This is a genomic window from Brevibacillus sp. NPDC003359 (assembly GCF_042878995.1).
Lineage (GTDB): Bacteria > Bacillota > Bacilli > Brevibacillales > Brevibacillaceae > Brevibacillus.
In genome coordinates this window covers 187,670-201,474 of sequence record NZ_JBIAOR010000007.1, presented here as the reverse complement: position 1 = coordinate 201,474, position 13,805 = coordinate 187,670, and the positions used below count along the sequence as shown (strand labels likewise).

Annotated in this window: 14 protein-coding genes; all 14 read left to right on the top strand. The window is 39.0% G+C overall.

The features are described from left to right. The first annotated feature begins 47 nt into the window (after window positions 1-47). Entirely contained in the window at window positions 48-524 is a 477-nt protein-coding gene (locus tag ACFYU8_RS18680; RefSeq protein ID WP_390301694.1) for a hypothetical protein, read from the top strand. Between the two features lie 10 nt (window positions 525-534). Further along, window positions 535-2,907 carry a hypothetical protein gene (locus tag ACFYU8_RS18675; protein ID WP_390301697.1) on the top strand — a complete coding sequence of 791 codons (2,373 nt, stop codon included), beginning with the start codon at window positions 535-537 and terminating at the stop codon, window positions 2,905-2,907. 174 nt (window positions 2,908-3,081) lie between these two features. Further along, on the top strand, window positions 3,082-3,258 hold the full coding sequence (locus ACFYU8_RS18670) for a hypothetical protein (protein ID WP_390301700.1): 177 nt from the start codon (window positions 3,082-3,084) through the stop codon (window positions 3,256-3,258). A 48-nt stretch (window positions 3,259-3,306) separates the two neighbouring features. Further along, entirely contained in the window at window positions 3,307-3,861 is a 555-nt protein-coding gene (locus ACFYU8_RS18665; protein WP_390301703.1) for a hypothetical protein, read from the top strand. A 40-nt stretch (window positions 3,862-3,901) separates the two neighbouring features. Then, on the top strand, window positions 3,902-4,156 hold the full coding sequence (locus ACFYU8_RS18660) for a hypothetical protein (RefSeq protein ID WP_390301706.1): 255 nt from the start codon (window positions 3,902-3,904) through the stop codon (window positions 4,154-4,156). 87 nt (window positions 4,157-4,243) lie between these two features. After that, window positions 4,244-4,405 carry a hypothetical protein gene (locus tag ACFYU8_RS18655; protein ID WP_390301709.1) on the top strand — a complete coding sequence of 54 codons (162 nt, stop codon included), beginning with the start codon at window positions 4,244-4,246 and terminating at the stop codon, window positions 4,403-4,405. A 206-nt stretch (window positions 4,406-4,611) separates the two neighbouring features. Next, on the top strand, window positions 4,612-4,815 hold the full coding sequence (locus ACFYU8_RS18650; protein ID WP_390301711.1) for a hypothetical protein: 204 nt from the start codon (window positions 4,612-4,614) through the stop codon (window positions 4,813-4,815). A 49-nt stretch (window positions 4,816-4,864) separates the two neighbouring features. Then, a complete protein-coding gene (locus ACFYU8_RS18645) occupies window positions 4,865-5,092 on the top strand; it encodes a hypothetical protein (protein WP_390301714.1) in 228 nt (75 codons plus the stop codon). A gap of 299 nt (window positions 5,093-5,391) precedes the next feature. Further along, the gene (locus tag ACFYU8_RS18640) at window positions 5,392-5,607 is read left to right on the top strand and encodes a hypothetical protein (RefSeq protein WP_390301717.1); all 216 of its coding nucleotides are present in this window, start codon (window positions 5,392-5,394) and stop codon (window positions 5,605-5,607) included. A 1,425-nt stretch (window positions 5,608-7,032) separates the two neighbouring features. Then, window positions 7,033-7,824 (top strand): helix-turn-helix transcriptional regulator, encoded by a 792-nt coding sequence (locus ACFYU8_RS18635; protein WP_390301720.1) that lies wholly within the window; start codon window positions 7,033-7,035, stop codon window positions 7,822-7,824. Between the two features lie 99 nt (window positions 7,825-7,923). Further along, window positions 7,924-8,196, top strand: a complete 273-nt coding sequence (locus ACFYU8_RS18630; protein ID WP_390301723.1) for a hypothetical protein — start codon at window positions 7,924-7,926, stop codon at window positions 8,194-8,196. A gap of 49 nt (window positions 8,197-8,245) precedes the next feature. Then, window positions 8,246-8,905, top strand: a complete 660-nt coding sequence (locus ACFYU8_RS18625) for a hypothetical protein (protein ID WP_390301726.1) — start codon at window positions 8,246-8,248, stop codon at window positions 8,903-8,905. Window positions 8,906-9,377: 472 nt separating this feature from the next. Further along, window positions 9,378-10,640: a RepB family plasmid replication initiator protein gene (locus ACFYU8_RS18620; protein ID WP_390301729.1), complete on the top strand. Its 1,263-nt coding sequence runs from the start codon at window positions 9,378-9,380 to the stop codon at window positions 10,638-10,640. A 1,076-nt stretch (window positions 10,641-11,716) separates the two neighbouring features. After that, window positions 11,717-13,015: a hypothetical protein gene (locus tag ACFYU8_RS18615; protein WP_390301732.1), complete on the top strand. Its 1,299-nt coding sequence runs from the start codon at window positions 11,717-11,719 to the stop codon at window positions 13,013-13,015. Window positions 13,016-13,805: the final 790 nt, after the last annotated feature.

Sequence of the window (13,805 nt, the reverse complement as noted above, 5' to 3'; positions counted from 1 at the left end):
TAGAGGAAATTCTACTTTGTGCCAATTCATCAAAGGGGAGAGTTCATGTGTCAATAGAGGCTCATAAATGCAATGTAGCCAATTGCAAAGGTTTTGTGGTCTTTGAAAATGCTGAATTTGATTACAAAGATATGTATTTTAACAAAACAGCAGGTTGTTATGCTTTTGCTAATCCTACATGCAGTGAATGTGGTAAAGAGTTTTTAGTAGTTCCTCATCGCATAGTTATTGATATTAAAGATCTTAAAACAAGTGATTATGAGGAGCTGCTACCTGTAAGTATTACAGCGTGGGAATCACGAGAAAAAGAACGTAATTACGAATCTGAAACAAACTCTCATTTAAAAATCCTACTATTCTTAGCACTTCGCAATTATACATACTCTGTTTCAGATGTACTTACAGAATATCTTAAGCATCAGGAGCAAAACGGTTATTTAAGCCATTCTATGGAGGACTGTTTCAATAATTTAGAAGTTGAAATCAAAAAACTAATAGAAGATGGCGAGGCTGCTGCCCATTAAGGGGGAAATCATGATAAATGCAACGCATGCATTGAATCTATGGATCGAAATTACTGGGGTAGATCCAATGGCTACTACAATTTATAGCCGCGACATTGATGTGGTCAAAATGAACGACGAATTAAAAGAATCCGTTTCTTATGACCCGACACAAATCACCACAGTTATTCTCATGAAGTACTTTGTAAATAAATACATGGAGAAACGCTCATTCAATGTGATGTCATTCTTGAAAGAATTCGATAGTTTCACAACATACTTGGGAAAATGTAAACAACTTATTGATCTGCTTGATACTGAGGAAATAGCGGGGATAATAATCGAGTTCAAGGAAGAAATGAATGAAGCTCTGTCGCATTATGAAGTAGAAAGGCCCGATGTTTTTTCCTTTGCCGAGGATGCAACTAAACTGGCGTTCATTCGACGAGACGCACTACGTTCAATCGAAACCTTAACTCTTCATCAATTCGCACAAGGTGTGCCAGACAAAGATCGTCCAATCATGTATAAAACCGTCAACCAATTTTGGAACATCGATGCTTTGATTCAATCCGCTTGCCGGATGAAGTCCGGTATTTCGCTTAATTTGATACGTGATCCAAAGTCAGATGCATCGTACTTCGTATTTGCCTATCGGAACGGTGGAACTGTTGGCATCTTAACAGATAAACCGTATTTCACGCATCCCATGCAGAAACACATGTCGCGTACACGTGCTGCTGGCCGAGATTTCATGGAACGAATCGCAAGTCATCATTTCCCTTACAGCCTTATGGATATTATCTATGGTGATAATGGTCGTGCCTACGTTAAAGAACAGCAAAACAACCTAGCGATCATTAATAAAACCTCGCCAATGAAAGAGATTAAAGATTTAGAACCGGATGAAGTGATATGGGCTATTATGATGTTTTCACTGATTGAAGATAAATTCTTCAAACAAAATTACAAAACCCCGCAATTATCTTATACAGGCTCAATGATCCGATCTTCTAGCATAATGCTTGAAGCTGCTAAAGAGAACCAATTGTCCGTTACCAATTACCTCTCTCTCACAGCCCCTTACTTAACAACAAATGAAGTTACAACTGAAAAAATGCTGGGGGATTGGGAACAAACACCTACCAGGAAAAATGAATGGATCGAGAAACGATACATCCATAAGATTTCAGATGTGTTATTAAACACGATAGACACCGACGAGAAGAAGATCTATTTATTACCTAACCAAGTTATCAAAGAGTCGAGATTTTCCGTTCGCATAATACCACGCCTTATGGAAGAAACCACACTAAAGCTGTCAGGCGAAGTGATGTCTTCTGAAATCAGTTATCAGGTTGTGTCACTTACCGATCAAGAGTTAGACCAAGCGTTGGACTTTTGTTTCGATAAGGATGAATTTTTGAAACAGACAGAACGGATTCATTCAATGGCTTCAACAACTATAGGAACAGCTAATGAAATAATTGCTGATCTCCGGTGGACAGCGAGATACAACCTGGCGAAGCTACTACAAGTCGAACTGAATAGAGAATATGCTGAGCGGCAACTCGAAATTACCACGTGGTATAACGAAGCAGTTCAAAGAAATTTACCAAATCTACTCAAGGCCATTGCAGAAGGACAGTTAGTAGTGCCTAGCGTTCTCGAACCTCGTTTTGCGAGCGAGTCGATCGATAAAGGGGGCAATATCCTGCAATTGTTAGAGAGTGCAAATTATTATGGTCTTCAGGTCCCATTGCACACTTGGAAGAACGATGCCGGTTCTCAGTTCGGTTGCATTATCAAAGACTCACAAGCCAGCTTTATTGCACTGTTTCGTCCGCATACATCAGAAGCTTTGTCCATTATTTGTGGTTGTAGTGTTGAAGAGCTGCCGGATATCCTTCAACACTGGACGAATATGGACCAATACCATGGTAATGAAATACTTTCCCGACTTGATCCGATGGATTGGGCTATTAAAAATCCCTGGGCTAAGTTGAACATGACAGTTGGCATTTATTTGAGTAAGACGGCTTATAACGAGCTACGAAAAAGCCATGGTTTAAAACCGAACAAGTTCTGGATCAAACCGAAAGAGAAACCTGATAGGAATGAGAGACAAGTATTTATAAAACCGAAACCGGGCGATAAAGTCGAGTTTCATTCGTGGAGGCATTTTGGAAATCAACGGATACCTGATAAACCATGGATTGGGGTAGTAGAGAAAGTAGAGCGAGAAGGGCGCGTAAATGGCCTTTACCAAGTAAAACGGAATTACGACGGTCAGGTTGTTACTATTCATGGTTACCAGAATCTAACGATTCCAAAGTCAGAGCCACCAGCTAATGTATTACCGGAACCCCTAGATGTCTTATTCGGACTAAATGACTTTTCTTAAGGAGGAACAAGCATTTGTTCAGCTTATACATGGAAAATGGCAGCTGATATCCGCGTTAATACTTAAGATGTACGTTCGTTGTAATCGTTATGCCAGGATCTATTTTCTAGGCTACGGTATTCATTCGCTTGAGTGGTGATATACGGACAATCGAGGGATAAGGGGATGTTTTTAATGTCAAAGAAGGCTTTAAAAGGTTTTTTCATTGTGTTTTTTTGTCTTCTTCTATCTATGTCTGTTTATGCTTCTTTTAATATAAATGCAGAAGTTTCATTTGGTACTTTATTAGGTGCTTTTATTCTCCCCGTTCTCTATCTTTCTTTATCTCGTTTGTTAGACATGGGTGAGTGAGGTTTTCTAGGAAACAAAATGCTAAGGGAAATAAAGGAGGGTAAGCATATGGCTGTTATGCATTTTACATATGACCCTATCTACATCACAAGGACACTACTACAAAGATACGTAGAAAAGTTCGTAGAGGATAAGTTTTATAATGCGAAGCAATTCGCCTGCTATGAATTCCTACACACTATGACCGACAAGGAATTAGAAGGCATGCTTAGACAGTACGTGAAAGACCATAGCCTAGAGTGCATTACATTCGATAAGGCATGGGAAGAATGTGCCCTCATCTATGAGTACGTTTACAAGTGCGAGCGTTATAAGGCACTGGAATTTGACTTCAAGAAGCGCGGATATGGGCTTACAGGTATGGGCGTCGTGGACAATTCGGACAGCACCTTCTACGACTGCGGATTCACCCAGCATTGGCCGACTGTTGTCGAAATCATGAAAGAGAAATACCCAGTCAAGGCTGAAGCATTAGACGAGCTGATGTGCAGGGCTGGTAAGGAAGAACATAACGGGATTAGTAGAGCGGATCTGGATGATTTTATTCTACACAGATTTGAATTGATTGGTGGAAATAAAGACATTGAATACTACCTTGATTAACTAATTGTGTAGGGAATAAAAATTGGAGGCGGATGTTACGATGGCAGCCCTAACACGAAAAAAGATAATCAATGCTTTAGAAAAATTAGAGCGCAGGAACAATACTCTCGATAGAGAGCAGTTTACCGAGCATGTATCTGCGATATATCATGGCGGCTTGTGGATGTGGTGGATTTCAGACGAAAGAAATCACAGATTCAGTAAACTGTTTCATACATTTCAGATTGAACAAGCTGTTGACTGCATCCTTGAAAGAGTAGCGATCACTGAAGAGCAAATGACATTGGATATTTAACATACTGCTATCGTGTAACCAGCGACGTGGATCGAACGCTCCTGGATACAAAATGCTCTCAGTAAGTAAGAGTGGTGGTGAATAACGATGAAAGAGAAACGATTATTTGAATGGTCCTGTTTGCTGTCGGCTCTGATCGTGATACCGACGTTAATCGTTACCAAACCACAATACTACGAGTCGGGAGTCTTGATTCTTTTGCTCCTGTGGTTGACAGCTTATCTGATTTTCTTTAAAAAAACGGAATAGGAAGACCTGTTCTACTGTGTATTTGGATACTCAATGCTCAATTAGTTAAATGGAGGTTGTACGTATGAGTCTATTTTTCGAAGCTTACTGGCAGTTTATTTCTTTGGGTATTGGTGGTTTGCTCGCATTGCTTGTTGTGGGAGTTTATAAAGCGAGGAAGGGGCACTTTTAACAATTTGCTCAAAATGTAAAAGGAGGTACTTATCATGAAAACCGTAATCGCGATAATCGAAAATCCGAATCATACAGGCTGGAAGTCCAATAATCCAATTCAGTATAAGCATAAATTCGGTAGTCGTTCTGCAATAGACAGATACATGCAACAACCACATACAAGTCACTTAAAAATTGTCGAGGTACGTCCTTATAACAGAGAGGTAGACGGGGTGTTGCCATTTACTTTGAAGTGAACAGAATGAACACCAATGCTCAAATTGATAAATGAGGAGGTCGCGTGATATGAACACTTTTACAAAAACCATCACACCAAATGGTTTTACTGAATCTTTGGTTTATCAGGGTAAGGTCTATGTAAAAAGATACGAGAGAGATCAAACTGGATGGGTGGGGCTTGATGCGGATTGGGATTCCGAAGATTTGCCTGATGAATTAGTCTCTGCTCTAGAAGAAAAAGACGAACAAGAGATTATGGACGCTTTATCAATCAGAAACAAGGTTAATTTGTAGGCAAGAGTAGTTTCACAAAATGTGTATTAGATTAACTTGTCGTAAAACGCCTGTCATCCTTACAGGCTGTAGGGGTTAAATATGGTGTACCAACACGATAGACGGATTGACATGGAGCCTCTACGAGCATGATTGGGGGCGAACGGGTCAATGCCAGTAATGGATTCGCTTGGCGTGGTAGCCTATCATGCTCGCCACTCCATGTAAATCCTGTCGGTACACTATATACAAACGCTGTTATATCAAGGCTTTGACAGGCTTTAAGGTAATTTTAATCTACTATGTAAGGAGTGGAATTAATGAGCAAACCGGCAAAAGTGGTATTGGACTACCTGATGGAAAATACGCCCTTCGTAGTTAAAAATTCTTTCGTATCTCGTATTGTGGAAATAGACGAGGCATACGACACAATTCCGGAAGATATTATAGATGCTTACGAAGAACTGTCAGAGTACGAACTCTGGGAAATAATCAGGAAGATTGCCGTTGAAGGCAAACGCAGGAATACTGCTTAACATACTAGTTATCTTGTATCCAGTACGGTGGATCGATCGAATCTGGGTACACACTGCTCAAAGAGTGAAGGAGGCTATATGGGAAATTTGAGTCGAGAAGAGGTAATAGCTTTTTTAGCTATAGCTCGTCCTGATATGTCAGAGATCGAGAATGGGGCGAGTATGACTGGGCAATGAGAGTGGACGAACCAACATTCCTTCGGATTAGAGCTGAATGGTTGGAGAATACGGACAAATAGACAGTCTAAGAAAATTGTGTAAGCGGTCCTCACAGGTAACACGCTGCTTACTTTATAGTGGCGGAACGCGTTAAAGCAATATTAGACATTCATCAATCGGGGTAAATCTACTTTTAATCACGACCCGTTTACCTCAAAACGGAATTGATGGTCCGGAGATTCCTGTGCTGAATGACCTGGCAGGTATGTCACTAGAGGGGATTGAGGGCTGAGCAAAAGCGTCTCGGCCCGATCCACTCAAACCGGTTTAAATCTGCAATTGGACGATTACATGGCTATAAGAATATATGTGGACATCAGCATGATGATTGAGAACATTGTGCGCGGTGTAAATCGCTGGCATCGAATTGTGTGAGGGACAGAATGGGATGCCAGCTTATCCATGTTGGTGTTAAACCGGCGATGGTATTGAACTACAAGTCGAAAATTGAGGAGCATAACATGTCGACATATTTGTCCTGGAGAGACGTTTTTGATTCCAGAAAGATATACCCTGCTGACTATAGAGAATCACTTGAAAAGGCAAAAAGTCTAGGTTACAAGTACTTCGCTTTTAATGGCGAAGTGTTCCATGTGGGTCAACAGACATTAAATTACGACCAGTCGATTTGCGACATTGAAGGATTAGTCTGATTAGACATTACGTTTTTATTCTGGGGTGGGTCCCGTTTAGTTACTGGAATATGTAGGATGGTAGCTACCCCTTAGTTAATGGAACTTAGAAGTGAATAGTTTTAAGAAACTGCCTGTAACGACCCTATACTTGAACTCACAGAGACAGTACAAGCAACACAAATAGCCCCTCACCCCATGGCCAGGGGGATCAGGGCCAGAACGTACCGGTCTCATTTCGGAGCGACCGTTAAACAGAGCCAGACGTTACTTTGTTCTGTTGCGCGCGCAATATTTGGTGGACAGCAAGGTTTCGACTTGTTCCTTCCGGTTCAACTCTCAACAGGTACGGCTTCCCTAGGTTTGCATGCTTCCGTACAAGTTTCCAATTTATCCAGTCAGGACGACACCTCAAAGCCCAATATTATGATTGTAGCCAACATTTTCAAATATTAATCGTATCACTCAATAGATTCAAAATGATATTAACTATCTTGAAAGAGCATTGCTTTTAAACTGTAGATGCTAATATAGAGAAAGATAACTTTATTGGAGCTATAAAGGAGTGATTCGCTTGACTACAAAGGATAAATTCATCACTTTCGAAAAAGTGGGTATGACATATAAGGATTTCTTCCATCTGTTCATCTTTCGAGAATTAAGTACTGAGGCTCAACATGCAGCTCTTCTATATAAAAAGGTGCTAGAGGTTTTCCCAACACGTACCCATTCCCGAGCTCATTTTTACCAGACCATTAGCGAGATGTCTGATAAATATCAGTGGATAAAAGCCGAAAAGAGTGGACGAAAACTAATTCTCCAGCTTACCAATCTTGGTAAAGAAAAACAAAAAGACTATTTTAATTCCCATTTTGAACGATTACACACCACTTATAATATGGCAGACCATTTCATAGAGGTTATGGAAGGAAATATCAAATCTATAAACGATTCATTTCCAACACAAGATCAACGCTTTTTTAGTAAGCTTGTCCGGGTCCGTGATTTAGTTCGCTATTTTATTCTAAATAGCATGGTAACCAGCCGTAGACATGTTTACGGTTCTGAAGTATTACAAATGTTAATAAACAAGTTCGGTTGGCAATGCAGTGAAGGGTACTTTTATGAACTTATTCATGAGATGGAAGGGTTCATGTGGATTGAAGGGAAATGGGATGATCCTACGTTCCGTAGAAAGAAATTGTATCATCTACTACCCTTGGGAGAAGAATCATATGAAGGCGTTAAAGAGAAGGCATTTGAAAACGTGAAGATGATAAAGACTTTTGTTAAAGATATCTTAGTTGTATTTGAAGTAAACGACGAGTTACAAAAGTTGCGAATCCTACAAACTCGAGGAAAATAGGAGAGAAAGAAAACGTTGATAGGATTACTTATTCATCCAATTGTCTATTGGAAATCCTATGGTTGTTACTAAAATCGATATCGAGAGTAGGTGTAGTTTTTGAATGAATATTTTAATGAACTCGAATCCTTCTTAAAACAAACGCTAGATGGATTTTGTTATTTGGAGTGGATTGAAAAAGGAAATGTAGCAGTTTTACTTTCGAAACCTTCGATGTATCAATTAAACCATATTTCCGCCTATCCTGGTGCTTGGGGAGATGACGAGACAATTGTTATTGAGTTTAATGGTGGCATTCATTTTTGCTTCACTCCTTTAGATAGAAGGCATCAAATCGATGGACTGAAATATCTAAATGGTGAATGGCAGTGACTGAACACGACTCCACTACATGTAGTTGATAATAGAAAGGATTAAATACATGACACGATTAGAAAATAAAGGGGTTCAGTTATACCATAACAATAATGAGGTGACTGAATTTCTACGAGAAAAATTAACTTCTGGGGCGAAATTTATGTTCACAGGTGAAAGCGAACAAGCAATTTTAACAGCAATACAGGCCAGCCTCGAGTATTTACCTAATGAGAAAATCATATTGATTTATGAGCAGTCCCTTCAACTTGAAATCAACGGACAACATCCTATTTTTAATATCCGCCGACTAACAGGAGAACGCGATGTGATTTCCGGTAGAAATTCTTCGTTCGACATTAATATTATTCCAGACATTCAAACGGAGGGCCATGTTTTACCATTTGTCATGTACGCATTTATGGGGAAACAAGTGATCGGAGGTCATCGAAGTAATTCTCCTCTTGATGCCTTACAAACTTTAAGCATCCTTTATCAAAAAAGTCATCCGGACCTCTCTATAGAAACAGTACGACAAATGATGACGCTTCCTATACAGTTTATTGTACATATTGAAAAGGAAACCAGAAGGTTGGATCATACACTAAAGATATATGAACTTCTACTAGAAGAGAACAAAGATGTGATTGTTCATCAATTGTTTCAGAAACATGAACAGGTAATCCCATTACTTGATCGAAGCATTCAGATTGAAGAAATGGTTTGAACCGGCGCCTAACATGGCGCCGGTTTCTTAATTTAACGATGGTATTATCTCATATTACAAATCAAAGGGTAAATAATATCACAATTATATTAAAATATATTGTTTTAAACCTATTATCCTCAAATTCACAATTAATATATTATTTTTTTAAAAATTAGATTAGATTCTATCAATAGATATCATAAAAGAGAATATATAACCATTACCTTTCTATACTTATTAGAAAGCGGGCACTCAGCTATTAACAAGACCTTACACTCAATAAAGACAAAGCTGCATTTGTTAGACACGATCGTCAAGTTTATTGGACTCTCTTCTTAAACTGGATAATCTTGTGTTAGAATTAACTAGATTCTTACAACAAACAAAGATATAATGAGCAATAACAGTATATGTATTTAAAGTGTACGGGAAAACCCCATGCTTACTCCTACGGAGTGCATGGGGTTTATTTCATTGGTGGTGATAATCTATGTCAACATTATTTAAGCGCAAAATCAGCAAAGACAGCCTATCTCGTGATAAAATGGGTAGGAGTGACTACGAGGAAAAGAGGTGGTCGTCCTTGTCTAGCAAGATACTTAATGTACTCAACGCAGCAGGCGAAAAATATAAAAAAACGTTCGATAGTAACAGCCGTCCTAACTCAGACTCAGTGATAAGACATTCACTCGTTACAGAATATGCAGAACGTCTTAAAAGTCAAAATAAATCCGAACTGAATAATTCTCTAATTGCCATTCAAAATGTTCTACTTTCAATCAATGAGCCTGGCTTAAGTGAAATGATAATGGAAGACGAAGAGGACCCAAATGTAAAACGAATCGTTGCTATTTTTCAAAAAATGGTGGTTGAAGAAGCTATTCGGTTACGTACAGAGCACTACAAAAAACTAACCCATCCGATTGAAAGAAACTATGCTGAGGCACCTATTTTTTCAGCATCTGTCCCAAATAACGCAACCTTAGTTAAACTTCGTAACCGTGACGGAAAAATCGAAGAATTAAGATCTGGTTACCGGAGAGTAAATTTTGCTACCGCACCTGAAGGTCGTTATTTATCAAGCCTTGATTTCAAACATTTTGTTGGTCTTCAGAAGTTGTGGGAGATAAAAGGCGGAAATATTGAGTTTTCCTTTTCCTTTGGTGAGTTAGCTGAAGTAGTAGGCGATCCAAAAGAAGGCGGAATTTATAAAGCAATGGGGGAGAGTCTGACCCGTCTATCCACCACATCACTGATAATGGAAGAGTTTCGAGACCACACTTTAAAAAGAAAAATCACGACTGAAGTACACAATCTTATTGCTTCAGCCCACATCGACCACGAAAATCATAAGGCTCATGTAGTTTTTAACAATTATCTCCATAAAGGATTAACTGCAGGTAACATTGTAAGAATTAACTTGTCTCTTTATCAAGATTTTAACTCTCAAACCTCAAAGATGCTTTACCCATTATTAACGAGTTTGCTTCATGATCGCCGAGAATTAGATCTGGATGCACTGATAATGAACATGGGGATGCAAAATGTAGCAAGAAACAAGGTACTTGATCGTATTAAAAAATCATTGAAAGATATGGTTGATGCTAACATCATCGAAGATTTCGAGTTTAAGCGGGTGCATAGAGAATATAAGACTGTTCATATTATCCCGTCTGAAGAGCTCCTTGAGTCCCTGGAACAAGGGATCGTTGTACCAAAAATAGATTCAAGCTTATTGATAGAGGCACAGTAAATCTGCTGCCTCTTTTTCAATGTATCCCTCTGTACTCCGTAACTTCCGGCTGTGTTCCGAAACATCCCTCTGTACTCCGTAACTTCCGCTGTGTCCTGAAACATCCCTCTGTACTCCGTAACTTCCGCTGTGTTCTGAAACATCCCTCTGTACTCCGTAACTTCCCGCTGTGTTCTGAAACATCCCTCTGTACTCCGTAACTTCCCGCTGTGTTCTGAAACATCCCTCTGTACTCCGTAACTTCCGCTGTGTTCTGAAACATCCCTCTGTACTCCGTAACTTCCGGCTGTGTTCCGAAACATCCCTCTGTACTCCGTAACTTCCGGCTGTGTTCCGAAACATCCCTCTGTACTCCGTAACTTTTGCTATGTTCTGAAACATCCCTCTGTACTCCGTAACTTCCCACTGTGTTCCGAAACATCCCTCTGTACTCCGTAAACATCCTCATGTACTCCGAAAAAGTCCCCCTGTACTCCGTAAACATCCCTCTGTACTCCGTTATTGTCCTCCTTGTAATCAGTATTTTTGTCGAAATGTGTCGGTAAATTTTTGTTCTTTGTTGGGAAACTTTTTTAAATCCCTCTGCACTCCGTAAACATCCCTCTGCACTCCGTAAACATCCCTTTGTACTCCGCAAATACACTTCGAAGTATCCCTCTGTACTCCGTTTGATTGCAGTGATGAAAACATCCCCCTATACTCCGTAAACATCCCTCTGTACTCCGTTAAAATACTTCTATACTCCGAAAGTATCCCTCTGTACTCCGAAAGTATCCCTCTGTACTCCGTTTTTTAGTCTTAAAACATCCCTCTGTACTCCGTTTTACATCTAATGGCTAGGTTTGGTAATATGCAAACATATGTTGAAACCTGCTCAATAAAAAGAAAAAGTTCCTCTGGCAAGGAACTTGATGAGAGAGTGCTGGAACACTCGCTCTAAATCAAATATTGATCTGGGAGATCAGTTTCGAGACCTTCACTTGCAAAAAAATTGCAGTGATAAGGCTGTCTTTCTTATTGCCAAAAATTATAACAGAGTCAACCATTTTAATCTACGAAAGAAAGGGGAGAGAAGTATGATAAAATCTGAGTTTATTCGACGCGCTATGTTAGACATGTCCGGAACTGAAATCGACTTTTATCTGTATCTCTTTCGAGTAGTAGATTGGGACGGTAACATTAGAGCAACTATTGAAGAGTTGGCTGCTTGTTCGCAGACTTCTGTTCTGTATGCTCGTAATCTGATTAAAAAAGGTATTGCCAAAGGATTACTAGAGAGGGATCCGTATGATCATGATTTGATCCGTTTTACCTTTGCATCCACTGATGTGGAATTTGATAGATTCTCTGCTCAATACAGTAAAAAATATACCTTCCTGTACACAGACACATTCCGCTCTCTTTGTGTTAATGCTAAGAGAATGTTATTGATGGCTGCATTTCGCATGTCTGTTAATGGGACAAACTATGTTATCTTCGATAAGAACGAAATATATCAACGCTCTGCTAAAATTATTAACTACTTACTCCCATTGGATGATACAAAATATCAAATGGCAATAAGCGATATTCAGGACAAAATTGGGGAAATTGTACAGGTTTATCAAGTGTGTGACCGGCTTTCAAAAAAGCCACAATTACATTTTTCATTTAATTCGTCTGTTTTCACTCAATATCATGAGAATCATACTGAGTTATATCTTCTTCAACGGACCATTACCCTAAACGGAATTGGAGCCGTTCTTGATCGTGCACACTGTATTGAAATGCTGAAGACTGCAAAACATTTGCTTCGTGTCGTTCCGAATCGCCGCTTGGCTCGAGCTATCTATCGTCAGTCAGTCGATATGATGGTTAGTTTCACGCGCTCAGAGGGAGAAAAAACACCAAGTGCTGCATCCGCATATTTTAGTAAGATAATTCATGAAAACATGAAGGCCGAAATGTTAAAAGCCTCCCAGCAGATCGAATATATCGAAGAGCTGCGTGGAAACTTCAATCTGATCTTACAAAACAAACAACAACATCATTCATGGATGCAAGATGTGGAGACTATTTCAATTTGCACTCCAGAGTACGAAGAAAGAATCCAAGGGAACCGCGAGATTATAAAAACATTAATGGTTGCTTGCGAGAAATGGTTCTCTTCTAGAGTGCAGACAGAAAGAAGTACTGAAAAGTCGAAAGCAGGTGTGAGTGAAAGACTACAAACGATGGTCCATCAAGACCTCGAGTCTTTCTACCAGATCGAATCTCAAATTCAACCATATTTAGTTGGAGCAGCGATAGGCTATGAAGTAAAGAAAACTATAGCCGATTATCGTCAATTCCTATTAACCTATCTCTATCAGCATAACGATGAGAATATCGGATAAGTCTAGCACTGGCCCCAATAAGCGAGTGCTTTTTGGCGTGGTGATTAAGCTTCAAAGAGAACAATTATCCTCTTTTTTATGTATTCATATTTGAAACAGTACCAGCTTCAATCCTATACAATTAGTAGGAAAGAGCTTTTTTTACATATTTTGCATATGTGAATAGATCATTATAACTTGTATATAAAACTAATTTGACTGTGTTTATTAATACAAACTCTGTGATATATCAATCATTGATGTGTTTACTATCATTCTCTTGCGATTAGAATTCTAGATATGACGAATCCCTTGAGGTTATTGACTTTAAACAGATGAGTTATCCATGGTACTAATCTATATTTCTAATTAAGTGTTTTAATTACAGTACTGAGTAAATAAACTTAGTTAAGGAGAAAGAAATAACCATCTCCATTCCCCATTTAACTCTCGATAAATCATATAGATTGGTACAGCAATTTATGCTAATCTGTATTTAACAAATAAATAACTGATAACGCTTAATTGGAAAAACCATAAGCATATAGGGAAGAACATCCCTATATGCTTTTTTTGTTGCTTTCTCATAAATAAAGTCCAAGAACAGTTGTTATCAGTAAAAGGGTGATATATTAAAATGACACCATTTTGCTATGTAACTGGAGGATTAGTTGTTTCCTTTCTCAGTATGTTTAGTGCAGTAACCACAGGGAACCAGTTTTTCGCAATCCCGCTATTGCTTTGGGTAAGCCACTCAATCTACCGGGTATTCCGGCCAACAAAAGATGTTAACGCTCTTAGAATAAGAGGA

Coding starts and splice junctions, on each gene's coding strand:
- ACFYU8_RS18675 (WP_390301697.1), top strand. CDS start 535: ATGATAAATGCAACGCATGCATTGAATCTATGGATCGAAATTACTGGG.
- ACFYU8_RS18670 (WP_390301700.1), top strand. CDS start 3,082: ATGTCAAAGAAGGCTTTAAAAGGTTTTTTCATTGTGTTTTTTTGTCTT.
- ACFYU8_RS18665 (WP_390301703.1), top strand. CDS start 3,307: ATGGCTGTTATGCATTTTACATATGACCCTATCTACATCACAAGGACA.
- ACFYU8_RS18660 (WP_390301706.1), top strand. CDS start 3,902: ATGGCAGCCCTAACACGAAAAAAGATAATCAATGCTTTAGAAAAATTA.
- ACFYU8_RS18655 (WP_390301709.1), top strand. CDS start 4,244: ATGAAAGAGAAACGATTATTTGAATGGTCCTGTTTGCTGTCGGCTCTG.
- ACFYU8_RS18650 (WP_390301711.1), top strand. CDS start 4,612: ATGAAAACCGTAATCGCGATAATCGAAAATCCGAATCATACAGGCTGG.
- ACFYU8_RS18645 (WP_390301714.1), top strand. CDS start 4,865: ATGAACACTTTTACAAAAACCATCACACCAAATGGTTTTACTGAATCT.
- ACFYU8_RS18640 (WP_390301717.1), top strand. CDS start 5,392: ATGAGCAAACCGGCAAAAGTGGTATTGGACTACCTGATGGAAAATACG.
- ACFYU8_RS18625 (WP_390301726.1), top strand. CDS start 8,246: ATGACACGATTAGAAAATAAAGGGGTTCAGTTATACCATAACAATAAT.
- ACFYU8_RS18620 (WP_390301729.1), top strand. CDS start 9,378: ATGTCAACATTATTTAAGCGCAAAATCAGCAAAGACAGCCTATCTCGT.
- ACFYU8_RS18615 (WP_390301732.1), top strand. CDS start 11,717: ATGATAAAATCTGAGTTTATTCGACGCGCTATGTTAGACATGTCCGGA.